The following is a 25,026-nucleotide window of genomic DNA, read 5'->3' as shown; positions in this document are numbered from 1 at the left end:
CCCGCCGTGGCTCCCGTCCCACTTCCGTCACCTAGGCAAAGGCCCATGTCCGCCCAGCAACTCTCGGACCTCATACGTTTCGCCCGTCACAACTCGCCCTTCTACCGGGACCTCTACGCGTCCCAGCCACCGCACGCCGACCGCCTCACCGACCTTCCGGTGGTCGACCAACAGGCGTTCTGGGCGGCCAATACCCTGCACGACAGCCGTGTGCTGACCGGCCCGCTCAGCGAGGCCACGGTCTACAAGACCGGCGGCACCACCGGATCCCCCAAGTTCTCCGTCTACACCCGGGACGAGTGGCGCACCTTCGTCACCTCCTTCGGGCAGGGACTCGTGGACACCGGACTGCGCCCGGGCCACCGGGTCGCCGACCTCTTCTACGCCGGTGAGCTGTATGCCAGCTTCCTGTTCGTCCTCGACTCGCTCGCCCACGCGCCGGTCGACAACGTCCGCCTGCCGATCGGCGGCGGCGCCCCGCCCGAGTCGACGATCCCCACGCTGCGCGATCTCGCGGCTCAGGTGGTCGCCGGTACGCCCACCACCCTGTGCCGGCTCGCCGAGCAGGTCGTCACGTCGGGCGTCCGGCTCGACTCCGTCGAGCTGCTCCTCTTTGGTGGCGAGGCGCTCTTCGAGGACCAGCGGCGCCTGCTGGCCACGGCGTTCCCCGGAGCCGAGGCCCGCTCCGTCGGCTACGCCAGCGTGGACGCGGGCCTGCTCGGCCGCCCCGTACCCGGCCCCGACGCCCGGGTGCACCGGGCCTTCACGCCGCACTCCGTCGTCGAGATCCTCGACGACTCCACGGACGAGCCCGTCACCGAGCCGGGCCGGCCCGGACGGGTCGTCGTCACGAGCCTGTTCCGCCGCCTGATGCCGATCATCCGCTACCCCGCCGGCGACCGCGCCGAGTGGACCGGCACCGGACCCGGACACTTCCGGATCCTGGGCCGCGCCGAGGAGGGCGTACGGGTCGGCCCCGTTTCCCTCTATACCCAGGACGCGCAGGATGCCGTGGCCGCGGCGGACACCTTCCGGCAGGTCGTCGGGATGCAGCTCGTCGTCCGCCGCTGGGAGGGCCGCGACGGACTCGTCCTGCGCCTGGCGGCCGCCCCCGGCGAGGAACCGGACGCGGACCGGAGGGAGTCCCTCGCCCGGGCCGTCGTCGCGGAGCTGGAGGACACCCGGCCGCTGTACCCGGACAGCGTGCGCGCCGGGTTCGTGCACCCGCTGTCCGTGGAGTGGACGCGCCACCGCGACCTCGCCGTCAATCCGCGCTCCGGCAAGCTCGTGCGGGTCCTCGACGAGAGGCCGACGGCGTGAACACACCGGTACCCGCTGCCCCACCCGTTCCCCCACCCACCCCCTTGCCCGCGCCCCCGCCGGGCGGCAGGCGCACCCCGCTGGTCCTGCGCAACGGCGCCTTCGCCGCCGTGTGGCTGGGGCAGGTCCTCACCCAGGCCGCCGTGCGCATGTTCCAGGTCGGCGTGGCCTGGTGGATCGTCGCCCAGGCGGTACAGGGCGCGCGCGGTCTGGCCTCGGGCCTGTTCATGGCCCTCTGCACGCTGCCCGCCGTGGTGCTGGCGCCCGTGGTGGCCGGCACCGTGGCCACGTTCGCCCACCGTTCGGTGCTGCGGACCGCCGCCGGCCTGGCCGCGGCCACCGCGGGCGGCCTCGCGCTGTGGGCGCAGGGCGGCGGGCCGCCGCTCGCGGGCGTGTACGCCGCCGCTCTCGCGCTCGCCACCTGCCAGGCGTTCTTCGACCCCTGCCTGACCACCTCGGTGCCCCAACTCGTCGACGACGCCGACATCGAGACCGCGACCGGCTTCGAGCTGTCCACCCAGTCCCTCGCCGGCCTCGGAGGGGCGCTGCTCGGCGCGCTGACCGTCGACGGAGCCGGTGTGGCCGGACTCGCCGCGGGCTGCGCGGCCGCCTACGGCGCCGCAGCCGTCCTCGTCGCGAGCGCCCGCTTCCGCGACCCGGCGCCTCCCGGCGGCGGACCGGCCGCACCGCCGGCGCGGCGCCCGCTGCGCCGGATCCTCGGCGAACTCCCCTACGTGCGGCGGATCCTGGTCTGCTTCACCGCGGCGAACCTGTTCACCGCCGCCGTGTTCGTCGTGATCCCCCTCTACACCCGCTCGGTCCTGCACGGCGGCGGTGGCACGGTCGGCCTGCTGGAGGCCTCACTGGGCGCCGGCGCCCTCGTCGGCGCCTTCACCGGCACCCGCGTGCCCGGACGGCCCGCGACCGTCGGGGCCTGGTGCCTGGCCCTGATGGCCCTCGCGCTGGCGCTGCCCGGCCTGTTCGCCCACCGACTCGTCATCGCGTGCTGCCTGGCCGTGGCCGGCTGGTGCGCCGGAGCCGTCAGCGTCCGGTTCGTGTCCCTGTTCCAGCGGCTGGTGCCCACCGCCGACAAGCCCGGTTTCTTCGCCGTGATGCAGGCGGTTTTGGGCGCCTCCCTGCCGGTGGCGTCCCTGGTGTTCGGCGCCGCGGGCGACCGGTTCTCCCCGCAGACCCTGTGCCTGGTGCAGGGTGTCGGCCTGCTGCCCGCCGCCTGCGCGCTCGCCCTGCTGGGGTCCCGTACGGCCGAACCCGGGCGCCCGGAGGCGCCGCAGGCCCTCGGAGGCGCCCGGTGAACGCCGTCATCACCCCGGCTGCCGGCGTGGACATCGCCGAACTGCGCCAGCTCTACTACGCCGTCTACGGCCCGCACTACCCCGTGGCGCTCGGCACCGACCCGGCCGAGATGGCCCGCCTCATGGCGGATCCGCACTCGCTGTGGCTCGTCGCCCGCTGCGCCGCCTCCGGGACGCTGACCGCGTCCGCCGCCATCCGCGGCGAGGCCGGTAGCCGTATCGCCCGGCTGGAGGGCATCGCCGTGCACCCCGAGCACCGATCGGCCGGCCTGGCCGCGGCCCTGACCGGGGCGCTGTGCGCCGAGATGCTGGACACGGGCCGGTTGGACTCGGTGTACGCGACCGTCCGCACGGTCGGGTCCGGTCCACAGCGGGTCGTCGCGCGCAACGGATTCCGCCCGCTGGGCATCCTGCCCAACGCCGTGGATCTAAGCAGCCGCGAGAGCCTCGCGCTCTACGCGCGTCACTCCCCCGGCGTCCTGGAGCGCCGGATCCCCGTCACCGAGGTGCCCGCCGTGCTGCTGCCCCTGCTGCGCACGGCCGGGGACGCCCTCGGCATCGACTACCCGCAGGTGCGCACGGTGTCCGGCCCGCCCCCCGCGCACGCACCGCGAGGGGCCGTCGAACGGCTGGAGGTGATCGAGGCCCCGGCCTTCGTGCGCCGCCGCTTCCGCGAGCGGTTCCCCGGTGCGGAGGGCTGGTTCTACCCTCTGCACACCCCGAACGTGCTGCTCACGCCCGAAGACGGCCGGTTCGAGGTCTACGCCTACCTCAACCGGACGGGCGGGTACTGCTCCCTGCTGACCGCCCACCCCGAGCCCACGGCCGCCGCCGCCCACCTCGAAGCCGTCACCCGGGCGCTGGCCCGGGTGGGCGCCGGCTACGTGGAGGCACTCGTTCCGCTGGCCCGCCCGGAAGCCCTCTCCGCCTTCCTGGCCCAGGGCTTCATCGCCGGAGCCCTCTACCCCGCGATGCGCGCGGACGGTGACGGCTTCCACGACTACGCCGTCGTGTCCCGCTCCAGCGAGCGGATCGACTTCCGCGGCGTCACCGTCGAACCGCCCCTCCAGCCCTATCTGGACTGCTACGCGTCGGCCTGGGCGTCGGCGCACCTGCCCACACCATCCGAGGTTGCCCCATGAACGGAACGAACCCCCATCTCGCGCCGGTCGCCGTCCCCGACCCGGCCCTCCTGCCACACGTCCAACAGCTGTGCGACCTGACCGACCCCTACGCCCACGGGCCCGCGGTGGACTCCTTGTTCGCCGCCGCCATGGCGGAGACCAACGCCTGGCACACCGAACGCTCCCCGTTCTTCCGCTCCCTGTACGAGGCCACGCCCCCCGCCGAGCCGTACCGTACGCCGCTCGTCCACGCGAACTTCTTCAAGCGGCACGAGGTGCTCTCCGTCCCGCGCGAGGAGGTCGAACTGCACCTGACCTCCTCCGGCACCACCGGCCAGAAGTCACAGATGTTCTTCGACCGCTGGACCATCCGCGCCGCGCAGCGCATGGTCGCCAGGATCTTCGAGCGCAACGGCTGGATCACCCCGGACCAGGAGGTCAACTACCTCCTGTACAGCTACGAGCCGGCCCCCTCGCTGAACCTGGGCACCGCCTTCACCGACAACTACCTGTGCGACTTCGCCCCGGCGCGCAGTGTCGCGTACGCGCTGCGCAACACCGGCGGCGACCACGAGTTCGACCCCTTCGGCTGCATCGCGGCACTGCGCCGCTTCGAGCGCGAGGACGCCCCGGTCCGCATCCTCGGCTTCCCCGCCTTCCTCTTCTTCACACTGGAGCGGATGCGGGCCATGGGGTTGGCGCCGCTGCGCCTGCCCGAGGGCTCGCTCGTCGTCCTCGGCGGCGGCTGGAAGGGCCACGCCGACCGGCGCGTAGAGAAGGACGAGCTGTACGCACGCGTCACCGAACAGCTCGGCATCCCGGGCGAGCGGATCCGGGACACCTTCGGCTCGGTGGAGCACTGCATCCCGTACATCGAGTGCGACCACCACCGGTTGCACGCCCCCGTCTGGTCCCGGGTGACGATCCGCTCCACCCGGGACCTGGAGCCGGTGCCTTACGGGGAGCGGGGCTACCTGCACCTCGTGTCGCCGTACATCACCTCGGTACCGGCGCAGAGCGTGGTCATGGGCGACCTCGCCTCCCTGCAGCCGGGCGAGGCCTGCGGGTGCGGGCTGGGGACGCCCTGGTTCACCGTCCACGGCCGTGCCGGGGTGAGTCGAAACCGCAGCTGTGCCGTCGCCGCGGCCGAACTGATGAAGGGAATGGCGTGAGCATGAGCATGCACCACCACTATTGGCAGGGCTCCTTCGTCGGCGACGAGGAGGCCGGGCGCCGGCTGGCCGACCTGCCGGCCGCCGTCGAGGCCGCGCTGGCGACGGAACTGGAGACCGAGACCGTCCTGGCCGCCTGCGACGCCCTCGCCACCGCGCTGTGCGACCCGGCCCATCCCGTGCACGGGCGGCTCGCCGGGCACCTGCCGGAGGGCGAGGACCCGACGGTCCTGGCCGAGCTCGGCTCCCTCCTCGGCCGGCGTGAGCTGACCCGCAAGCTGCGCCGGGAACTGGGCGACACGGCTCCCGGCCGGCTGAACCGGGCCGATCCGCGCGAGACGGTCTACGAGGCGTGGGCACCCGTCGGCCTGGTCGCCCACATCGCCCCCGGCAACGCGGCGACGGTGGCACCGCTGAGCATCGTCGAGGGCCTGCTCGCCGGGAACGTCAACATCCTCAAGACCAGCAGTGCCGACACCCTGCTCGCACAGCACCTGATGGCCGAGCTGGCGGCCCTGGACCCCAGTGGCGCGCTGGCCGCGCGGATCGTCGTGCTGCGGTTCCCGTCGTCGCGGCAGGAGTGGCTGCGCATGATGTGCGCGCCCGCGGACGCCGTGGCCGTGTGGGGCGGAGAGGACGCCGTGGCAGGTGTGGCGGCCCACGTGCCGTCCGGCTGCCGGCTGGTGGAATGGGGGCACCGGATCTCCTTCGCCTATCTGACGAGTGACGCCTGGTCGGACGCGGTGACGCTGGGCGCTCTGGCGGACGACGTCACCCTGCATGAGCAGCAGGCCTGCTCCAGCCCCCAGGTGGTCTACCTCGACACCGAGGACGAGGGTGAGGTGTTCGCCTTCGCGGAGCGGTTCGCGGCCGTGCTCGCCGCCCGGCCGCCGGTGTCCGGCGCGTCGCCGGCGGGCGGGCCGGACCCGGCGGAGGCGGCCGAGCTGACCACCACCGAGCTGGTGGCCCGGCTGGAGGAACACCTGGGCCTGACACGGGTGTTCGCCGCGCCGGACGGCTCATGGCGGGTCATGGCGGACACCCGGTCCCCGCTCACCGCCTCGCCGCTGCACCGCAGCGTATGGGTCAAGCCGCTGCCGCGGAAGCGGATGGTCGCGACCCTGCGCCCGATGCGCCGCTACCTGCAGACGGCAGGCCTCGCGGGCAGCCGGACCGATATCGCCGAGCTCTCCCGGACCGCGCTGGCCGCGGGCGTCACCCGGGTGACCCCGGTCGGCGCCATGCTGGAGAGCTACGCGGGTGAGCCGCACGACGGCGTGTACGCCCTCCAGCGCTACAGCCGCCGCGTCGCGGTCCGGGCCGATCCGGTCCACTTCGCCACCACCGCCTGCCTGGACGACCTGGCCCGGCCCGTCGTCCTGCCGCGGCCTGCGGGTCCACTGCGGGGCAAGGAGGACCTCCAGGAGCCGGGCCGGCAGGTGGCACGCGCCGATGCCGAGCTGTACTTCCGCAGCGGCGGCAGCACCGGGGCACCCGCACTGTCGATCTTCAGCTACGACGACTACGACACCCAGATGCACGCGGCGGCGCGCGGCCTGCTGGCGGCCGGCTACGACCCGGTCGCGGACCGCACCGCCAACCTCTTCTACTGCGGCGCCATGTACGGAAGCTTCATCAGCTTCTTCTCCGTGCTGGAACGGCTCGGCGGGGTGCAACTGCCCCTGTCGGCCGGGCCCGACCACCGGGCGACGGCGCAGGCGCTCATCGACCACGGAGCCGACACCCTGTTCGGCATGCCCTCCTACCTGTGGCAGCTGCTGCACGCCGAGGCGGACGCGCTGCGGGCGTACGGCGGTCTGCGCAAGGTCTTCTACGGCGGTGAGCACTTCACCCCGGAACAGCGGCGGACCCTGCGGGACGCCTTCGGCATCGAGGTGATCCGCTCGATCACCTACGGCAGCACCGATCTCGGGCCGCTGGGCTACCAGTGCACCGAGAGCACCGGCGGCGTCCACCACCTGCACGCCGACCTGCACAGCATGGAGATCCTGGACCTGGCCGAGGACCGCCCGGTGGCGCCCGGGCAAACGGGCCGGCTGGTCTTCACCACGCATGCCCGGCGCGGCCAGCACCTGGGCCGGTACGCGATCGGCGACCTCGGCAGGGAGGTCCCCGGCCGCTGTCCGTGCGGCCGGCACGCGCCCCGCTTCGAGCTGCGGGGCCGGACCGGCGACGTGATGCGCGTGGCGACGTACTTCCTGAACCAGCGCCGCTTCGTGGACCTGGCCGGGGAGAGCGGCGGCCACCGCGGCGAACTGCAGGTCCGGCTCGACGTCACCGACGTGCGCGAGCGGCTGACGGTGCGGGTGGAACGCGCCGCGGCGACGGATCCGGAACGGCTGCGGGAGGTCTTCCTGGCCGGCTACCCGGAGCTCCGGTCCGCGGTCGCGGAGCGGCTGCTCGACCTGGTCGTCGAAGCAGTCGACGGCGCGTCGCTGGACCGCAGCCCGACCAGTGGCAAACTCCTCGCGGTGGTCGACGCCCGCGGATAGGCCCCTCCCCGCCCGCCTGCCCCCACCCGGGCGGCGGGCGGGCATTTCGATGCAGAAACAGTGCGAGTTGCCCCGGACCGCCGGGGCGGGTGACGGTGGGGGCCTCGGGGATCCGTGCACCGTGATTCTCCAGGAGGGTTCCGTGCGACTGCGTGACGAACTGCCCGTCGACCACCCGCTGAACCGGTTCTACCGTTTCGGGGCGGCCCTGTGCGGGCTTCTCCTTCTCGTGTTCGGCTGCCTCGGCTTCGCGGGCAGCCTGTCGGCCTTCGACACCGCGGGCCGCCAGGTCGCGGGCCTGTCCACCAACGGCCTGCTCAGTACGGTCTCCGTCGTCGTGGGGCTGCTGTTGGTCGCTGCCGCCGTGGTCGGGGGCAACGTGGCCTCCTCGGTCAATATCACGGTCGGGGTGCTGTTCGTGCTGAGCGGCTTCGTCCACCTCTTCCTGATCGACCGGCCCGCGAACGTCCTGGACTTCGGCATGTCGAACGTCGTCTTCAGCTTCCTGATGGGACTGCTGATCATGACGTTCGGCATGTACGGGCGCGTGAGCGGCGGCCTCCCGCACGACAACCCCTACTGGCAGCGCCGCCACCCGGACCGGGCCGCCCGTGAGGCGGCGGCCGCACACGGTCCCCGCCCCGGCCTGCCGGGCCCGTCCGTCCCCGCGCGGCCCGGCCGGGGGTAGGTGCCGCGCGAACCGCCGACCGCCGCCGTTGTCCGGCTCGGGCGTCGCGGCCCGGCCGGACCCCCCGGCATACCGACCGAAAGCAGGAGTCATGTCCATACCACGCGTACCCCCCGGGGAGACTCCCCCGGCCGAAGGGTCCATCTCCTCGGCCCACCAGGAGCGCCGCGACGGCGGGATCTGGGAGCACCCCGGGGCGTTCCTGGTCCTCATCGTCGTCGGGGCCTTCCTGATCGCCCTCTTCTTCATCGCCCGTGCCGCCGGCTGGTGAGCCCGCGGCACGTCGAGGAGCACGTCATGAAACTCTCACACACACGCCACCGCGTGGCCGCGGCCGCCGCGGCCGTCGCCCTGCCGCTGTCCCTCGCGGCCACGGCCCCCCAGGCCTGGGCCGCGAGCGCCGGGGACCCCTTCGGCCCCGGCTGCGCCTCCCTGCCGAAGGAGGGCCCGGGCAGCCCGGCCGCAATGGCCGGTCAGCCGGTCGCCGCGGCGGCCGCCGGCAACCCCGCCCTGTCCACCCTTTCCTCGGCCGTGCAGCAGGCCGGCCTCGTGGACACGCTCGACACGGCCGAGGGCATCACCGTCTTCGCGCCGACCGACGAGGCCTTCGCGAAGATCCCGAAGGCGGAACTGGACAAGCTGCTGGCCGACAAGGCCGCCCTGACCGACATCCTCACCTATCACGTGGTGGGCACCACGGTCGGCAAGCCCGACCTGGCGGACGGATCGTTCGAGACGCTGGAGGGCAGCACGCTGACCACCGCCGGAAGCGGCGACGCGTACGAGGTCAACGACACGGCCGCGATCGTCTGCGGCGACGTGGCCACGTCCAACGCCACCGTCCACGTCGTCGACACCGTACTGATGCCGCAGTAGACCCCGCGCCTCGGCGACACCCGCCAGGCGGTGAGCGGCGTCAGGCGGTGAGCGGGCCCGCCACTGCCGTGCAGTGGCGGGACAGGGCGTCCAGCGCCTCGCGCAGACCGGTCGGGCGGATCATGCCGGGGCCGGGGGCCCGGTTGCCCCAGCCGGGGCCGGCGAGCACGACCAGCGGTCGGGTGCGGGCGCCGCGGACCCCGAAGGTCGTACCGGCCACCTGGCGAGCGAGGGTGCGGTCCCCGGTGCCCCTGGACTGCGACCACAGGACCACCGCCGTGGGGCCCGTCCGGCGCACCGACGCGATGAGCGCCCCGGCCGGAACCGCGGCACCCAGCATGCGCATCGGCAGCGCGCGTTCGGCGAGGCCGGCAGCGAGCGCTTCGAGCGGCAGCGAGTGTTGCTCGCCGGGGCTGCACGCCATCAGCACCGGCGCCGCGTCCCGGGGGCCCGGCGGGGCGTTGCCGACGACCTGGCGCAACGCGGTGGAGACGTGCCAGGACAAGAGGTGCTCGACCTCGATGTAGCGGTCGCCGGCGGACTCCCACTTGCGGCCCACCGCGTGCAGGGTCGGTGCGATGACCTCCTCCCAGGCCGTCACGAGTCCGTGGCCGTCCACCAGCGCGGCCAGCAGCTCGTCCATGGCCGGGCCGTCCAGCCGTACCGCGGCCCGGGCCAGGCCCCGGAACTCCTGCCGGATGCCGCCCAGGGGCAGCCCGCCGCCCGGTCCCGGGCCCGGGCGGCGGCGCGCGTCGGCGGGGGGCGCCGGTTCACCGGCGGCCGGGCGGGACCGATCGGCCCGGGACAGCGCCAGACCGGCGGCCTCGGACGGCGGCACTCCCGACGTGGTCAGCCGACACATGTCCTCCAGGACGGCGATGTCCTCGACGGTCCAGCGCCGGTGCCGGCCGCCGTCGCGGACCGCCGGCCCCATGCCGTAGCGCCGGTCCCAGGACCTGAGCGTGGTGGGCGAGATTCCCAGACGCCTCGCGACGGCTCCGGTCGTCATTCGGGGAGAGTGGGGAGACTCACCGGTCATGGCATCACCTCAGGGCCCTTCACCAGCCCCAGCTCCCGGGCGCGCCCTTGAAGGGGCCCCTGATCTCGTCCGTGATCCACCCGCCGTAGAAGCCGCCCTGCTGGGCCCGGACCCGCTCTCCGTCCACAGTGCACGCCTCGACCCGGTCGGCGTGGAAGGCGAGGTGGCCGGCGATCGGCGCGTACCGCGGGAGCGGTGCTTCGTAACTCCACGCGATGTCGGGCACGGTCCCGCGTCCGGGCTCCCGGTCGGGCTCCCGGGCGAGTTCGGGGCCGAGCCCGAAGTAGGTGGCGGCGCCCTTCCACTCGCACACGCTCAGGTGCTCCGTGGCCCGGAGGAGGTCCATGCGCACATCGGCCCGCGGGATGTAGAACACCGGCGGGTGGCTGGTCTCCAGGACGCGGAGACAGCGCCGGGAGTCGGCCAGCGCGACGCCGGCGTGCCGCACCACCACGTGCCGTGTGTCGGGCTCGATCCGGGGCGGACGCGGGTAGTCCCACACCGATTCCGTCCCGGCCCGGTCCGCGCCGTTCGTTCCCATGAGGATCTCCCGTCAGTGCCGCGGTCCGCCGGCCGGCGGGCCTGCCGTGTTCCGCCCGGTCCGGATGAGGAAGACCTCGTCGGTGAAGCACCAGGCCCATTCCTCGTCGGGTGCGAGCGACACGGCCACGGGGTGCCCGCTCTCCTCGTGGTGCCCGTAGGAGTGGCGGCCCGCCGAGCTATCGCAGCACCCTGTGTACCCGCAGGTCACGCACTGCCTCAGTCTCACCCAGGGCTGCCCGCGCGGCAGGCATCCCTGGCATCCGGCGGACGGTGCGTCCGAGACCGGGCGCACGTCGTCCAGCAGGTCACGATGGGCACAGGCCCGACCCTGCGGACGCCCCGCGTCGGGCGCGACCTCCCACTGCTCGGTTCCCTGCATCGAGCCTCCGCTCCGCGACCGGACCGCGTCCGCTGCTCGCGGACACCCCTGCGCCCCCTCTTCGGGCGGAACGGGAGGAACGGATGCGCCGCGCCCCACCACCCGAAAGGTGCGTCCGACGGGCCCGTCGTCGGGGAAGGGCAGGAAGGACGCGAACCACCTGGGGAAAGGCGGCGACATGACCGGCGCACACTGGATCTTCGGCGATCAGCTGGGGCCCGCCTTCACCGCCGCGGGGGACGGCGGGATCCCTCGCGACGCCCCCGTGCTGATGATCGAATCGCAGGCGGTGTTCCGGCGGCGCCGGTTCCACCGGGCGAAGGCGCACCTGCTGCTCTCGGCGATGCGTCATCGTGCCGCCGAGTTGGGGGACCGGGTCGTCTACGTCAAGGCCGACACCTACCGAGAGGGCCTGCGCCAGGCCGTCGGCCGCTCTCCCGTGACGGTGTACCACCCGACCTCCCGGGCCGCCGCGGGCCTGGTGCACTCCCTGGGCCACGTGACCGTGCTGCCCGCACGGGGCTTCCTGGTGGGCCGGGACGATTTCGAGGCGTGGGCGGCCGGCCACTCCGGCGGCGGGCTCCGACTGGAGAACTTCTACCGCCACGTGCGCCGCGAGCACGACCTGCTCATGGACGGGGGCGAGCCGGCCGGCGGGCGGTGGAACCTCGACCACGACAACCGGGAACCGCCGCCGCGGGGAGCGCGGACCCTCGGTGCGCCCGCCCCCTACCGGCCCCGTGAGGACGACATCGACGCCGGTGTCCGGGAGGACCTCGACCGGTGGGAGCGGGCCGGCGAGGTCTCGTTCGTCGGCCGGGACGGGCCTCGGCTCTTCCCGGCCGACCGGCGCGAGGCGCTGACGGCGCTGCGGCGTTTCATCGACCACCGGCTGGCCGGCTTCGGCGCCCACGAGGACGTGATGCTGGCCGCCGACCCGGTGCTGAGCCACAGCCTGCTGTCCTCCTCCCTCAACCTGGGCCTGCTGGATCCCGCGGAGTGCGTGGAGCGCGCCGAGGCCGCCTGGCGGTCGGGCTCCGCGCCCCTGAACTCCGTCGAGGGTTTCGTCCGGCAGATCGCCGGGTGGCGGGAGTACGTCTGGCACCTCTACTGGCACTTCGGCGAGGGCTACCGTTCGTCCAACGTCCTGGGGCACACCGCCCCGCTGCCCGAGTGGTGGCTCTCGCTCGACGCGGACGCCGTGACCGCACGCTGCCTGTCGACCGTGCTGCGCCAAGTCAGGGACAACGGGTGGACCCATCACATTCCGCGGCTGATGGTGCTGGGCGGATACGCGCTCCAGCGGGGCTGGGACCCGGCCGCGCTCACCGACTGGTTCCACCGCTCGTTCGTCGACGGCTACGACTGGGTCATGCTGGCGAACGTGGTCGGCATGTCGCAGTACGCGGACGGGGGCCGGATGACGACGAAGCCCTACACGTCGGGCGGCGCCTACATCGACCGGATGAGCGACCTGTGCGGGCCGTGCCGCTACCGGCCCGGCTCCCGCAGCGGCGAGGACGCCTGCCCCTACACCGCCGGTTACTGGTCCTTCCTCCACCGGCACCGGGCCCTGCTGAGCCGGGGTGCCCGCACCGCAGGACCGGTACGGGGACTCGACCGGCTGAGCGACCTACCGGAGCTGCTCCGACAGGAACGCGACCGCGGTGACACCGCGCCGTGAGGTTTCCTCGTCACGGACGAACCGGAGTTCCAGGACTGTTCACCCCCTCGTGACCTGGGACTTCCCGAAGCGGCCCAGAGCGACCAGTCAAATGATCATCAAGAGGTCTGGACCATTCGAGACGCGCCAATCCCGTGGCTCATTACGCCCGCCATCCCGGATCCGGGCAAGTGGTCTATACCTTTGACACTAGGCTGGGTCACCGCAAACGGGTACGCGCACAGCCGTGGGGGGCTTTGTGACTGTCCATCATCTTCCACAACCACCGTCCGACGAGGAGCTCTACTGGTACTTCGGGCCGCAGCGCCGCTGGGTCCTGATCGCCACCTCGCTCGCCTTCGTGTTCACGGCAGCGACCATGTTCGCCTTCGCCCTGCGAACGCCCGCCCTCTGGGCGTTCCTCGCCGTCCTCGCCCTCAACCTCGCGGCACTGACGCTCTCCTGCGTCAACAGCCTGCGCCAGCGGCGGCTCACCCGGCCGTCCCACGAGGTGCTCGTCCGCGCCTGGCGGCCGGCCGTCCTGCCCGGCGTCGACCTGTATCTGCCGACCTGCGGGGAACCGCTGCCCGTCCTGGACAACGCCTACCGCGCGGTGGCGGGGGTCGACTGGCCCGCCGACGCACTGACGGTGTGGGTCCTGGACGACGCCGACCGTCCCGAAGTGGCCGCGCTGGCCGCCTCGTACGGCTACGAGTACGTCGTACGGCCCGACCGGGGGCACCTGAAGAAGGCCGGGAACCTCAACCACGCGCTCACCTTGAGCACCGCCGAGTTCGTCGCCATCCTCGACGCGGACTTCGCGCCCCGGCCGGACTTCCTGCGCCATCTCGTCCCGTACCTGTCCGACCCCGCCGTCGGTATCGTCCAGAGCCCGCAGTGCTTCGACACCGACGGGTCCATGAGCTGGATCCAGCGCGCCGCGGGCTCCGCCCAGGAGTGGTTCTTCCGCTGGATCCAGCCGTCCCGGGACGCCAGCGACGCCGCCATCTGCTGCGGCAGCAACGCCGTCTACCGGCGCTCCGCCATCGACCTGGCCGGCGGCTTCGCCCGGCTCGACCACAGCGAGGACCTGTACACCGGACTCGCCCTGCACGAAAAGGGTTTCCGCACCCTCTACGTACCGGTGCTGGTCGCCAAGGGCACCTCGCCCGACCGGGTCACCTCCTTCGTCAACCAGCAGTACCGGTGGGCCATGGGCAACCTCCACCTGCTCGGCACCCCCGTACTGCGCCGGATGCGGGCTCCCTGGCGCATGCGACTGTGCTTCTACGAGGGGATCATCGGCTACCTGACGACGGCCGTGAACACCTTCGCCGCGCCCCTGCCGCCCCTGGTGATGCTGTTCTGGTACCCGGACCACATCCGGCCCTGGCACGTGCTGCCGCTGCTCGCCCCGCTGTGGCTGTGGCACGTGCTGCTGCCCCGGGTCAGCCGGACCCGCTGGCGGGTCGAGGTGATCCGGGCGAACGTCCTGACGAGCGTCGCCGCCGCGACCGCGTTCCTGCACACGCTGCGCGGCCGCACCGCCGCCTGGGTACCCACCGGCGCCCGGGGGGCGGCCTCCCGGGGCGGGATGGCCCGCCGGGTGGTGGCCGTGTCGCTAGCGTGGCTCGTGCTCTCGTGCGGAGCGGCGACCGCCGGGCTCGCACGGGCGGTGGCCCGCAACGGCTGGGAGCCCAACTGGGGGCTGCTCCTCTACCTCCTGGTGCAGCTCCAGATCAACGCCCCGCTGATCCGAGACCTCGCAGCCGAGCTCAACCCCGCCCGGGCCAGCGGGACTTCGCTGCGCGCCCTCGTCGGCGCCCGGGTCCACGCCGGGTTGCGCGCCGGGTTCCGCGCCCGCCCGGGCTCCCCGTCCCAGATGCTGCCCCGCCGCTGGCCCGAGACCGTCGCCGCCTCCGCGGTCCTCCTGCTCACCGGCCTGCTGGCGTCGGGGTGGGTCGACCCGATGCTTCCCTGGCTGAGCTGAAAGGCGCCGTCACCATGTCCTTCCTCCTCTCCCCCGACCGTAGCCGGCACCGGGGACGCGCCGACGCTCCGGCCGGCCCGCTGCCGACGGGCTCCCGCCCCGGCGCCGAGTCCGGTCCCAGCCCCCACCGGTCCGCCTTCCGGCCCGACATCGAGGGCCTGCGCGCCGTCGCCGTCCTCGCCGTCCTCGCCTTCCACGCCGACATCCCCTGGGCGACCGGCGGCTTCGTGGGCGTGGACGTCTTCTTCGTCATATCCGGCTACCTGATCACCGGTCTGCTGGTCCGCGAGGCCGTCACCACGGGCCGGATCCGGCTCGGGGACTTCTTCTCCCGGCGCGCCCGACGGCTCCTTCCCGCGGCCGCCGTGGTGCTGGCCGCGGTGGCGCTGGCCGGGGCCTGGCTGACCGTACCGCTGCGCCGCACCGATGTGGAGTACGACGTCGTCGCGGCGGCACTGTCCGTCGCCAACTGGCGCTTCACGGCGCAGCGGACGGACTATCTCGCCGCCGGACACGACCAGAGTCCGCTGCTGCACTTCTGGTCCCTCGCCGTCGAGGAGCAGTTCTACCTGTTCTGGGCCCCGCTGCTGGCCGTACTGGCGCTCGGCGCCGCCCGGGCGGTCCGCCGGGGCCGCGCCGTGCGCTCCGCGGTAGTCCTGATCGCCGCCCCGCTGACCCTCGCGTCCTTCGTGCTCTCGCTGTACTGGACGGGGCACTCGGCCTCCCTCGCCTACCTGGGCACGCCCGCACGCGTCTGGCAGTTCGGCGTGGGCGCACTGCTCGCCCTGCTGCCCTGGCACCTGATGCGGGGGCCCCGGCCGCTGCGGCTGGTGTGCGGCTGGGCCGGAGCCGCGGCGATCGGGTGGTGCGTCGTGGCGTACGACGCCGCCACCCCCTACCCGGGCTGGGCGGCGCTCGTGCCGTCCCTGGCCACCGCGGCGGTGATCCTCGCGGCGGTGCCGGGACGCGGCGAGCGCTACGCTCCGGGTGCCGGTGACGTCGGACGGCTCCTCGCCGGGCGGGCGCCGCGGGCCGTCGGGCGGCTCTCCTACACCCTGTACCTGTGGCACTGGCCGGTGCTCGTGCTCGCCGAGACCCGGACCGGTCCGCTCGGCTGGCCGGCGAAGACCGCACTGACACTGGCGGCGGTCTTGCCCGCCCTGGGCACGATGCGGTGGGTCGAGCAGCCGCTGCGGCGCAGCCGTACCGTCTCCGAACTCCCCCGCCGGGGGCTGTCGGTGGGTGTCTCGGCCATCGTGCTGCCGGTCGTGCTCGCGCTGGTGATGGGCACCACGACCCTGAACCTGCTGGGTCCCGCCACCCCGGTCGATCCGAAGGGCCTGCCTCCGGGCGCCGCCTCGGGTCCCGCCCTGCTGGCCCGGAGCGCGGGGACGCCGCTCGTGGACGGCCCGGTGGTGCCCAGCCCCGTCCAGGCGCGGGCCGACTTTCCCCCGGACGGGCCCTGCGAGGTCGCACCGGCCGAGACACGCAGCCCGGACTGCCTGTTCGGCGCGGTGGACAGCCCCGACCGGATCGTCCTGCTCGGCGACTCGCACGCCGGGCAGTGGTTCTCGCCGGTACTGGCGCTGGCCGCCTCTCGGGGCTGGGCGCTACAGGAATTCGTCAAGCAGGGCTGCCCGCTGCCGGACCTGACGGTGGACAGCCCGCAACTGGGCCGGGTCTACCGGGAGTGCGACACCTGGCGGGCGGACACCCTGGAGCGGCTGGGGAAGCAGCACAGGCCCCGCCTCGTCGTGGTCTCCTCGCTCAACCGGTACACGGCGGACGAAAAACTCCTGGCCGAGGCCTGGAGCAGGACCCTGGCACCGCTGCGGGCCCTGGGCGTGCCGATCGTCTACATCGAGGACACCCCCGTCCCGGGTACGGACGTCCCGGCGTGCGTATCGGGCCACCCCGACTCCCCCGCCGCGTGCGCCTTCGGGCGTACCGGCGCCCTGCGGCCCGACCCCCTGGCGCGGCTGATCGCGTCCGGTGCGCTGCCGGGCGTGCGGAGCGTCGGCGTCAACGAGGTGCTGTGCCCGGGTGAGGGCCCGACCTGCCCGGCGGTACTCGACCGGATCCTGCTCTACCGGGACGACGCGCACCTGACCAATGCGGCGGCGGTCGTCCTGACGAACCGACTGGAGCGGCTGCTCACCGAGACCGGGGCACTGCCCGCGGCGGGCCCGGCCGGAGCGGCGGGCGCGGAAGAGGGCGCGGACGGCTGGACGCGGCTCCTGCGGGACGACTTCGACGGACCGGCGGGCAGCCCGCCGTCGGCCGCCGACTGGATCCACGACGTGGGCACCTGCTATCCCGGCTGCCCGGCGCCGCAGTGGGGCACCGGCGAGGTGGAGACCATGACGGACTCGACCGACAACGTCCGGCTCGACGGGAAGGGCGTGCTCGAAATCGTCCCCACCCGCGAGGGCGGCGCGTGGGGGTCGGGGCGCATCGAGACACGGCGCTCCGACTTCGCTCCCCCGCCCGGCGGGGTGCTGCGGATCGAGGCGTCGATCGCCCTGCCGGACGTGACCGGGCCCGGGGCGGCCGGCTACTGGCCGGCCTTCTGGACCCTGGGCGCACCGCTGCGTGACGGCTACACCGGGTGGCCGGGCGTGGGGGAGATCGACGTCATGGAGTCCGTGAACGGGCGTGACACCGTCTTCGGCTCCCTGCACTGCGGAGTCGTGGAGGGCGGACCGTGCCAGGAGCCGGTGGGCCTGACCTCGGGTCCCCAGCCGTGCCCGGACTGCCGGACGGCGTTTCACTCGTATGCCGTGGAGGTGGACCTCGCCCCGGGGGCGCAGGAGGTGCGCTGGTATCGGGACGGCCGGGTGTACCACCGGGTGACGGCCGACCGGATGGACTCCGCGACGTGGCAGCGGGCCGTGGACCACGGGCTGTTCCTGATCCTCAACGTGGCGGTCGGCGGGAAGCTGCCGCAGGCCGACGGTGCGGACGTGGGGCCGGACACTCAGCCGGGTCATCCGATGCGGGTGGACCACGTGACCGTCTCCGTACGCGAGCGGCGCGGTTGAGCGGGCACCGGCGCTGCGGGCGCGCCGTGGGCGCGGAGCACCCGCCTTCCGAAGGGGGGCGCCGCGGAGGCCGGCACTGCGGCCGACGCGCGCAGGGGCTTGCCCGTGGTGGCGGCGGGGCAGTCTCCCGCCGTCACAGGCGGGCAGGCGGCAGGAGACCCATGCGGACCGATTCCACGCTCCACGACTGGCGGATCGAACCCCGGGAGTACGCCCGGCAGGAAGCCCGACGGGGCAGGAGGCACGCGTACGAGAGCGTCGATCCGGCCTGCACCGCCCTCGTCGTGATCGACATGGTGCCCTTCTTCGCCGGAGCCAATCCTTACGCCCGGGGGATCGTGCCGCACATCAACCGGATCGCCGCGGCGCTGCGTACGGCCGGGGGTCTGGTGGCCTGGGTCGTGCCGGCGAACGAAGCGCCGCTCGGGGGTGTGAGCGGCGAGTTCTACGGACCGGTGGCCGGCGAACGGTTCGCGGCCACCGGTGGGGAGGGCCCGCCGCGCTCGCGCCTGTGGCCCTCCCTCGATGTCCGGGCGCAGGATCCGGTGGTGGAGAAGAACGCCTACAGCGCCTTCTTTCCCGGCCGTTGCCCGCTCCCGGAACTGCTGGCGGAGCGCGGCGTGGACACCGTCCTGATCACGGGCACGCTCACGAACGTCTGCTGCGAGTCCTCGGCCCGGGACGCGGCCACGACGGGCCTGCGCGTGGTGATGGTCGCCGACGCCAACGCGGCCCGGCGCGATCAGGACCACAACGCCGCCCTGCACACGGTCTACCGGTCGTTCGGTGACGTGCGCAGCACGGCCGAGGTGCTGGGACTGATCGGTGCGGGGGCGCCCTGAAGGGTCGGGTAGTCGGTGTACCCGCGGGCGTCGCCGCCGAAGAAGGTGGCAGTGTCAGGGGTGTTGTACGGACCCTCGGTGCGCAGGCGGGCCGGCAGGTCGGGGTTGGCCAGGAAGAGGGCGCCGAAGGCGACGACGTCGGCGGTGCCGTCCTCGATCAGTGCGAGGGCCCGGTGATCGGTGGGGCCCTCCGTTGCCGGGTTCAGCACGAGGAGGCCGGAGAACTGCTTGCGCAGCGCGAGGGTGGTCTCCCGGGCCTCGGGGCCGAACTCCAGCACGTGGAGGTAGGCCAGTCCCAGCCCGTCGATCTCGTTGACCAGCGCCTCGTAGACGGGCCGCGGGTCGGGCTCGGACATGTCGTTGTACGGGTTCCCCGGCGAGATGCGCAGGGCCGTGCGCTCGGCGCCGATCGCGGTGGCAACGGCCTGGACGACCTCGACCGCGAAGCGGATGCGGTTCTCGGCCGGGCCACCCCACTCGTCGGTGCGGAGGTTCGATCCGGGGGCCAGGAACTGGTGGATCAGGTAGCCGTTCGCCCCGTGCAGTTCCACGCCGTCGAAGCCCGCCTCGATGGCATTGCGGGCCGCTTCGGCGTAGTCGGCGATGGTCGCCCGCACCTCCTCGCCGGTCAGCTCGTGCGGGGTGACGAAGTCCTTCATGCCCTCGGCCGTGAACAGCTGACCGGCGGGGGTGACGGCGGACGGGGCCACGGGCACGAGTCCGTCGGGCAGCAGCGACGGGTGGCCGATGCGGCCGGAGTGCATCAGCTGGGCGAAGATCCGCCCGCCGGCCGCGTGCACGGAGTCGGTCACCGCGCGCCAGGACTCGACCTGCTCGGTGCTGTGGAGGCCGGGAGTGAAGGGGTAGCCCTGTCCGACGACGGAGGGCTGGACGCCCTCGCTGATGATCAGGCCGGCGGAGGCGCGCTGGGTGTAGTACTCGGCGACGAGCGGGGTGGCCACACCGCCCTCGCCTGCGCGGCTGCGGGTCATCGGGGCCAGGGCGATCCGGTTGGAGAGGGTGCTGCCGGCCATGCGGACCGGGTCGAAAGCGCTGGTCATTTTCGCCTCACAAGGATAATTGGTCGGCCAAGTAATGGCTTCGAGGTGCAGCGTACCTTATTACTTGGCCGGCCAAGGTAAAATCGGTGTGGCAGGTAGGATCGACGCACCGGAGGACGGTCCGGGCGGCGCCCCACCATCGGGACCCCGACGCACACGACGCAGGAGGAACGTTCCATGACCCCGGAAGCCGCCCCGGAAACGCCCGCGCCCGCGCAGTGCGCGGCAGTGCCGGGCGCCGTGCTGGACGGCCCGGTCAGTCACGCGATCAGCCGGGTGGCTCGACTCCACCGGATCGCCGCGGGCCGCCTACTGCGGGACCTGGGACTGCATCCGGGCCAGGAGTTCCTGATGATGCACTTGTGGGACAACGGGGCCGTGCGCCAGTCGGAGCTGATCAAGGCGGTCGGGCTCGACCCGTCCACGGTGACCAAGATGCTCCAGCGCCTCGAACAGTCCGGCCATGTACGGCGCCGCCCCGACCCGGCCGACCGGCGCGCCTCCCTGGTCGAGGCGACGGAGGCGAGCTGCGAGCTCCTCGCCGAGGTGAGCCGCGCGTGGGGCGAGCTGGAGCGCCAGACCCTGGACGGTCTGGACGGTGCCGAGCGCGCCGAGCTGGGCCGCCTGCTGGGCAAGGTGGAGGCTTCCTTGTGCGGGGCGGCCGCCCGGGGCGCCGACGCCGGATGCGCGAGCACGGGCGAGGGGCCGATCGGCTGCTGAGCGCCGGCCCCCCGACCCGCCCGCCGAGGGCCGGGTGCTGCCGCCCTCCTGCTTCCCACGTCCCACCTCCCACCGGGACGGTTCCGGCATGCCCGCCCGCGGCGCGCGTCGTAGCGTTGTCCCGTGCGCCACACCACAGCGGCCGCGGCCCTGACGGCCGCCCTGTGCGCGGCCGCACTGGCCTGCTCCACGCAGGCCGCCCCGCCGGTCCTGCCCACCGGACCGCCCGTCCCTCCCGCCCGATTCGCCTCGCGCGTCACCGCCGTACCGCAGGCGAAACTGGGCGCTTCCCACCGGGCAGGCTGCCCGGTCCCGCCGGAGCGGCTCCGCCTGATCCGGATGAACCACTGGGGCTTCGACGGCCGCGTCCACGCGGGTGAGATGGTCGCCCACGAGAACGCCGTCACCCCTCTCCTCCACGTCTTCGAGCGGGCCTTCGCGGCGCGCTTCCCGATCCGCCGGATGCGCGTGATGGCCGAGTACCGCAACGACGAGCAGGCCATGGCCGACGACAACACGTCGGGCTTCAACTGCCGCCCCGTCACCGGTGACCCCCGGCGCCTGTCACGGCACGCCTGGGGCGACGCCGTCGACATCAACCCCGCCGAGAATCCGTACGTCGACGTCAACGGGACCGTCCATCCGCCCCGTGCACGCCCCCACCTGCAGCGGTCACCGGCCCGCGCGGGCCAGATCCACCCGGACGACGCCGTCTCCGCGGCTTTCCGCGAGGCGGGTTGGCAGTGGGGCGGCCGCTGGGCCAATCCGGACTACCAGCACTTCTCCGCCAACGGCGGGTAGCCCCCGAGCCCCGGGCCCACCCGACCGCCGGACCGCCGGACCGCCGCGCGGGTGACTCCGGCGTGTGCGCGACGGCTCCTCTCCCGGCGCCCCCTAAAGTCGCTAATCGATACGATTTCGTCCTTTTTTGGGGGATTTGCATTGCGTCGACTCGCCGTTGCTCTCGCTTGCGCGACCGCCCTTTCCTGCGGCTCCCTCGTGAGCCCGCAGGCCGTATCGGCCCACACCGCGGCGGACGGCGGCCGGGGCACGAACATCCTGATCGTGGGCATCGACAGTCGCGCGGGGCTCTCCCGGGCCGAGAAGAACCGGCTCCACGTGGGCGGCAAAGGGTGCAACTGCACCGACGTCATGATGCTGGTGCACCTGTCCGAGGACCGGCACCGTGCGAGCGTCGTCTCCATCCCGCGCGACTCCTACGTCGAGTACGCCGGCACCGCCATGCCTCCGCGCAAGGGAAAGATCAACGGCGCGTTCGCCCTCGGCGGCGGCCCGCTCGCGGTCGCCACCGTCGAGAAGGCCACCGGACTCCGCGTCGACCACTACCTGGAGACCGGCTTCGCGGGCTTCGAGCGGACCGTGGACAACCTCGGCGGCGCCACCGTGTGCACCGACAGGCCGCTCAAGGACGAGAACTCCGGCCTGGACATCGGAGCCGGACGCCACCACGCCGACGGCAACCAGGCCCTGCGCTACGCCCGGGCTCGGCACGTCAACCTCCGGCCGGGCGACCTGGGCCGCGTCCGGCGCCAGCAGCGCCTGGTCAACGACCTGCTGGCCCGGCTCACCCTGGAGGGCGCGCTGGCCGACCCCGCACGCACGGCGCGGACCGTACACACCCTGCTGAAGACCGTGCGCACCGATACCCGTACGGGCCCGGGAGACCTGATCCGCATCGGCTGGGCGCTCGGCCGCCTGCGGGCGGACCGGACCGAGTTCGCCACCGTCCCGATCCGGCTCTTCGACCACCGCGTGCCCGGCGTGGGGTCCACCCTCGTGTGGGACGAGACGCGGGCCGCCGCGTTGTGGGAGGCCCTGGGCGCGGACCGTCCGATCACCGGCGACACCCGGATCCAGCCCGTCGCCGAGAACCCGGCGCCCACGAACCCCGCGGCCGTCTCGGTCCGGGTGGACGACGCCACCGTGGCCGCGGCCCTGCGCCGCAATGGTTTCGCCGTCACCGACACGTCCGCGTCCGCGCCCCCGGTCCGCCCAGCGGGGCCGCCCGTCATCCGGTACGCCCCGGGCCAGGAGGAGCACGCGGCGACCCTTGCGGCGGCGCTGCCCGGCTCCCGGACGGAGGCGGTGCCCGGACACGACGCGCACTTCGACGTCGCCGTCGGAGCGGAGCCGGCGCTGGTCAGGACCGTCACCTACGACCGCAACATCGCCGACGGCGCCCCCGTGACCGGCGACCGCCTACGCTGCGCCGAGGCACCCGGAGCGGCGCCCGCGGGCCGGTCGTGAGACGGGCCTCCGGCGCCGGCAGCGCCCCCGACCCCGGCGGGTCGAGCGGACCACGGCACTGAGCGTGGGCGACGCCCTCCGGCCCGCGGAGGCGCGCCCGGGCACGAGAGGAGCGGCGCATGCACCACGAGGACGGGACCCGCACGCCGCGGTCTGCCACCGGGCACGGCCGTCCGCGCTGCGGGCGCGGCCCTGCCAGGGACCGGTCCGGCCGACACGGGGCCGTGCTGGCGCTCGCCCTGACCGCCGCCCTCGCCTCGGCCGTCGCCGGCGCCGTCCTGCCTCACGGACTACTCCTCGCGGCCGGGCTGATCGCGGCGGCGGTGACGGTCATCCGCTCCGACACGAACCGGCGGAAGCGTGAACGGCTGCCGTGAGGCGGCGCGCCCCCCGGTCTCAGCGGTCCCGCGACACCGGTTCCGGCAGGGCCGAGGCAGTGTCCGGCACCGTGTCGGCGGACCGACCGGCCGAACGCCGGCGCGCGGCGAACCGGGCCGCGAGGGGCTGGGTGTACCGGGCGGTGAGCGGCCCCATGACGACAAGGATGAACACGTAGGCGGTGGCGAGCGGCCCGAGCGCCGGTTCGATGCCGGCGGTGACGGCGAGTCCTGCGATGACGATGGAGAACTCGCCCCGGGCCACGAGCGTGCCGCCCGCCCGCCAACGGCCCTTCACTCCGATACCGGCCCGCCTGGCCGCCCAGTAACCGGTGGCGATCTTCGTTCCGGCGGTGACGACAGCCAGCGCGAGCGCGGGCAGCAGCACCGGCGGGATGCTCGCCGGGTCGGTGTGCAGGCCGAAGAACACGAAGAACACGGCCGCGAACAGGTCCCTCAGCGGGCTGAGCAGCGTGTGGGTGCCCTCGGCGACCTCGCCCGACAGCGCGATGCCGACCAGGAACGCCCCGACGGCGGCGGATACCTGCAGCTGCTGGGCGATTCCCGCCACCAGCAGGGTCAGACCGAGGACCACGAGCAGCAGCTTCTCCGGATCGTCGCTGGAGACGAAGCGCGAGATGAGCCGGCCGTAGCGGACGGCGACGAACAGGACCGCGCCCGCGACACCGAGGGCTATGGCGAGGGTGAGGCTGCCTGCCGCCAGGCTCACTCCGGCGAGCAGGGCGGTGATGATCGGCAGGTAGACGGCCATGGCCAGGTCTTCGAGCACCAGGATGCTGAGGATGACCGGGGTCTCGCGGTTGCCGAGCCGGCCGAGGTCTCCCATGACCTTGGCGATGACTCCGGAGGACGAGATCCAGGTGACGCCGGCCAGGACGACGGCGGCAACCGGCCCCCAGCCCAACAGCAGGGCCGCGGCGGCACCGGGCAGCGCGTTGAGGGTGAAGTCGACGATCCCCGCCGGGTACTGGGTCTTGAGGTTGGAGACCAGGTCGCTCGCGGTGTACTCCAGACCCAGCATCAGCAGCAGGAGGATGACTCCGATCTCGGCGCCTATGGCGACGAACTCCTCGCTCGCGCCGAGCGGGAGGAGACCACCGGTGCCGAAGGCCAGCCCGGCGAGCAGGTACAGGGGTATGGGCGAGAACTTCAGGCGGCCCGCGACCCGGCCCAGCAGACCCAGTCCCAGGATGATCGCTCCGAATTCGATGAGGAAGACGGCGGAATGCACTCGATCACTCCCTGCCGAGAATCGCCGCGGCGGCGTCCACGCCCTCGCGGGTGCCGATCAGGATGAGCGTGTCTCCACCGGCCAGGCGGAAGTCCGGGGCCGGGGAGGGACGGGCCTCGGCCCGTCGCAGCACCGCCACGACCGACACTCCGGTCTCGGTGCGCATCCGGGTCTCGCCCAGCACACGGCCGTTCCAGTGCGAGTGCGCGGAGAGTTCGACGCGCTCGGCGACCAGGCCCAGGTCGGTGGTGTGCAGGAGGTTCGGACTGTGGTGCGCCGGCATCAGCGCGTCGATCAGCGAGGCTGTTTCCGGTCCCGTCAGGTGCAGCGACTCGGCACACGCGTCCGGATCGTCCGCACGGTACAGGCTGACCGTGCGCGTGCCGTCCCGGTGCGCGATGACCGACAGGTTGCGGTGTTCGCGGGTGGTGAGGTCGTACTGGACGCCGATGCCGGGCAGCGGCGTCGTACGCATCCGTGGAGCAGGCACAGCCCATCCCCCTCGTGTTGTGAGCGTTGTGACGGTGGTGCGGCACGCGGCGGACCCGGCCTGACGGAACCGGCGCGGCGGGGTTCATGCTGCCACGTAGGCCGCGATCGCCATGACCGGAGTACGGACGTCGGAACGGCTCGGCAGGGACGCGACCGAGGGGCGGGACGGGACGAAGCCGCCGGGCCGGAGGGGGGTGTGGGCCCGTCGTCGTACCCGCGAACCCTCCCGGGGGCCCGGGCACCTCGTCCCACCCGGTCAACTCGCCTGACCACAGTGGCTGTTCGCGCTTCACGGCCCAAGGGTCGCCCGACGAGAGCAGCACAAGGAGCACCACAACAGACTGAACGTTTTC

General features: G+C 73.4%; 22 protein-coding genes. 16 read left to right on the top strand and 6 right to left on the bottom strand.

The window, feature by feature from the left end; all coding sequences use genetic code 11:
• Positions 1 to 45 precede the first annotated feature (45 nt).
• From ACFW2G_RS10565 to ACFW2G_RS10530, 8 genes are all read left to right on the top strand, one after another.
• Positions 46 to 1,320: a phenylacetate--CoA ligase family protein gene (locus tag ACFW2G_RS10565; RefSeq protein WP_384453322.1), complete on the top strand. Its 1,275-nt coding sequence runs from the start codon at positions 46 to 48 to the stop codon at positions 1,318 to 1,320.
• A 44-nt stretch (positions 1,321 to 1,364) separates the two neighbouring features.
• Positions 1,365 to 2,633 (top strand): MFS transporter, encoded by a 1,269-nt coding sequence (locus ACFW2G_RS10560; RefSeq protein ID WP_384581799.1) that lies wholly within the window; start codon positions 1,365 to 1,367, stop codon positions 2,631 to 2,633.
• Positions 2,630 to 3,775 carry a GNAT family N-acetyltransferase gene (locus ACFW2G_RS10555; protein ID WP_384453316.1) on the top strand — a complete coding sequence of 382 codons (1,146 nt, stop codon included), beginning with the start codon at positions 2,630 to 2,632 and terminating at the stop codon, positions 3,773 to 3,775. Before ACFW2G_RS10560 ends, ACFW2G_RS10555 begins: the two co-directional genes overlap by 4 nt.
• Positions 3,772 to 4,929 carry an acyl-protein synthase gene (locus ACFW2G_RS10550; protein WP_037922455.1) on the top strand — a complete coding sequence of 386 codons (1,158 nt, stop codon included), beginning with the start codon at positions 3,772 to 3,774 and terminating at the stop codon, positions 4,927 to 4,929. The genes ACFW2G_RS10555 and ACFW2G_RS10550 overlap by 4 nt, the downstream gene beginning before the upstream one ends.
• A 2-nt stretch (positions 4,930 to 4,931) precedes the next feature.
• Positions 4,932 to 7,442 carry an acyl-CoA reductase gene (locus ACFW2G_RS10545; protein ID WP_384581854.1) on the top strand — a complete coding sequence of 837 codons (2,511 nt, stop codon included), beginning with the start codon at positions 4,932 to 4,934 and terminating at the stop codon, positions 7,440 to 7,442.
• A gap of 142 nt (positions 7,443 to 7,584) precedes the next feature.
• Positions 7,585 to 8,130, top strand: coding sequence for a DUF4383 domain-containing protein (locus tag ACFW2G_RS10540; protein ID WP_052030705.1), 546 nt, complete (start codon positions 7,585 to 7,587; stop codon positions 8,128 to 8,130).
• On the top strand, positions 8,054 to 8,401 hold the full coding sequence (locus tag ACFW2G_RS10535) for a DUF6480 family protein (RefSeq protein WP_384581797.1): 348 nt from the start codon (positions 8,054 to 8,056) through the stop codon (positions 8,399 to 8,401). Before ACFW2G_RS10540 ends, ACFW2G_RS10535 begins: the two co-directional genes overlap by 77 nt.
• 26 nt (positions 8,402 to 8,427) lie before the next feature.
• Entirely contained in the window at positions 8,428 to 9,006 is a 579-nt protein-coding gene (locus tag ACFW2G_RS10530) for a fasciclin domain-containing protein (RefSeq protein ID WP_384455746.1), read from the top strand.
• 40 nt (positions 9,007 to 9,046) lie between these two features.
• Here ACFW2G_RS10530 and ACFW2G_RS10525 read toward each other — a convergent pair whose 3' ends face one another.
• From ACFW2G_RS10525 to ACFW2G_RS10515, 3 genes are read right to left on the bottom strand one after another with little or no spacing between them, the layout of a single operon-like run.
• Positions 9,047 to 10,015 (bottom strand): MerR family transcriptional regulator, encoded by a 969-nt coding sequence (locus ACFW2G_RS10525; RefSeq protein WP_236647660.1) that lies wholly within the window; start codon positions 10,013 to 10,015, stop codon positions 9,047 to 9,049.
• 49 nt (positions 10,016 to 10,064) lie between these two features.
• Positions 10,065 to 10,586 (bottom strand): DUF427 domain-containing protein, encoded by a 522-nt coding sequence (locus ACFW2G_RS10520; RefSeq protein ID WP_384455752.1) that lies wholly within the window; start codon positions 10,584 to 10,586, stop codon positions 10,065 to 10,067.
• A gap of 12 nt (positions 10,587 to 10,598) precedes the next feature.
• Positions 10,599 to 10,967 (bottom strand): UBP-type zinc finger domain-containing protein, encoded by a 369-nt coding sequence (locus ACFW2G_RS10515; protein WP_384581795.1) that lies wholly within the window; start codon positions 10,965 to 10,967, stop codon positions 10,599 to 10,601.
• Positions 10,968 to 11,145: 178 nt separating this feature from the next.
• Between ACFW2G_RS10515 and ACFW2G_RS10510 the strand changes: the two genes are divergently transcribed.
• The 4 genes from ACFW2G_RS10510 (at position 11,146) to ACFW2G_RS10495 (ending at position 18,503) form a co-directional block, all read left to right on the top strand.
• A complete protein-coding gene (locus ACFW2G_RS10510) occupies positions 11,146 to 12,651 on the top strand; it encodes a cryptochrome/photolyase family protein (RefSeq protein WP_384581793.1) in 1,506 nt (501 codons plus the stop codon).
• Positions 12,652 to 12,889: 238 nt separating this feature from the next.
• Positions 12,890 to 14,620: a glycosyltransferase family 2 protein gene (locus ACFW2G_RS10505; RefSeq protein WP_384455761.1), complete on the top strand. Its 1,731-nt coding sequence runs from the start codon at positions 12,890 to 12,892 to the stop codon at positions 14,618 to 14,620.
• 14 nt (positions 14,621 to 14,634) lie between these two features.
• Positions 14,635 to 17,661 (top strand): acyltransferase family protein, encoded by a 3,027-nt coding sequence (locus ACFW2G_RS10500; RefSeq protein ID WP_384581791.1) that lies wholly within the window; start codon positions 14,635 to 14,637, stop codon positions 17,659 to 17,661.
• Positions 17,662 to 17,822: 161 nt separating this feature from the next.
• Complete coding sequence (locus ACFW2G_RS10495) at positions 17,823 to 18,503, top strand: isochorismatase family cysteine hydrolase (protein ID WP_037922441.1); 681 nt, start codon at positions 17,823 to 17,825, stop codon at positions 18,501 to 18,503.
• On the opposite strand, the gene ACFW2G_RS10490 is transcribed toward ACFW2G_RS10495, so the two are convergent.
• Complete coding sequence (locus ACFW2G_RS10490) at positions 18,434 to 19,564, bottom strand: alkene reductase (protein ID WP_384581789.1); 1,131 nt, start codon at positions 19,562 to 19,564, stop codon at positions 18,434 to 18,436. The genes ACFW2G_RS10495 and ACFW2G_RS10490 overlap by 70 nt on opposite strands.
• Before the next feature lie 177 nt (positions 19,565 to 19,741).
• Between ACFW2G_RS10490 and ACFW2G_RS10485 the strand changes: the two genes are divergently transcribed.
• From ACFW2G_RS10485 to ACFW2G_RS10470, 4 genes are all read left to right on the top strand, one after another.
• Positions 19,742 to 20,284: a MarR family winged helix-turn-helix transcriptional regulator gene (locus ACFW2G_RS10485; RefSeq protein WP_384455769.1), complete on the top strand. Its 543-nt coding sequence runs from the start codon at positions 19,742 to 19,744 to the stop codon at positions 20,282 to 20,284.
• 123 nt (positions 20,285 to 20,407) lie between these two features.
• Positions 20,408 to 21,085 (top strand): M15 family metallopeptidase, encoded by a 678-nt coding sequence (locus tag ACFW2G_RS10480; RefSeq protein ID WP_063890592.1) that lies wholly within the window; start codon positions 20,408 to 20,410, stop codon positions 21,083 to 21,085.
• A gap of 264 nt (positions 21,086 to 21,349) precedes the next feature.
• Positions 21,350 to 22,552, top strand: a complete 1,203-nt coding sequence (locus ACFW2G_RS10475; RefSeq protein ID WP_384455772.1) for an LCP family protein — start codon at positions 21,350 to 21,352, stop codon at positions 22,550 to 22,552.
• Between the two features lie 119 nt (positions 22,553 to 22,671).
• Complete coding sequence (locus ACFW2G_RS10470; protein WP_384455775.1) at positions 22,672 to 22,929, top strand: hypothetical protein; 258 nt, start codon at positions 22,672 to 22,674, stop codon at positions 22,927 to 22,929.
• A 19-nt stretch (positions 22,930 to 22,948) separates the two neighbouring features.
• Here ACFW2G_RS10470 and ACFW2G_RS10465 read toward each other — a convergent pair whose 3' ends face one another.
• The gene (locus tag ACFW2G_RS10465; RefSeq protein WP_384581787.1) at positions 22,949 to 24,181 is read right to left on the bottom strand and encodes a cation:proton antiporter; all 1,233 of its coding nucleotides are present in this window, start codon (positions 24,179 to 24,181) and stop codon (positions 22,949 to 22,951) included.
• A gap of 4 nt (positions 24,182 to 24,185) precedes the next feature.
• Positions 24,186 to 24,671, bottom strand: coding sequence for a cation:proton antiporter regulatory subunit (locus ACFW2G_RS10460; RefSeq protein WP_199838191.1), 486 nt, complete (start codon positions 24,669 to 24,671; stop codon positions 24,186 to 24,188).
• Positions 24,672 to 25,026: the final 355 nt, after the last annotated feature.

Origin of the sequence: Streptomyces sp. NPDC058880 (assembly GCF_042742535.1) — a bacterium.
Classification (GTDB): domain Bacteria; phylum Actinomycetota; class Actinomycetes; order Streptomycetales; family Streptomycetaceae; genus Streptomyces.
This window is presented reverse-complemented; position numbering and strand designations above follow the sequence as displayed.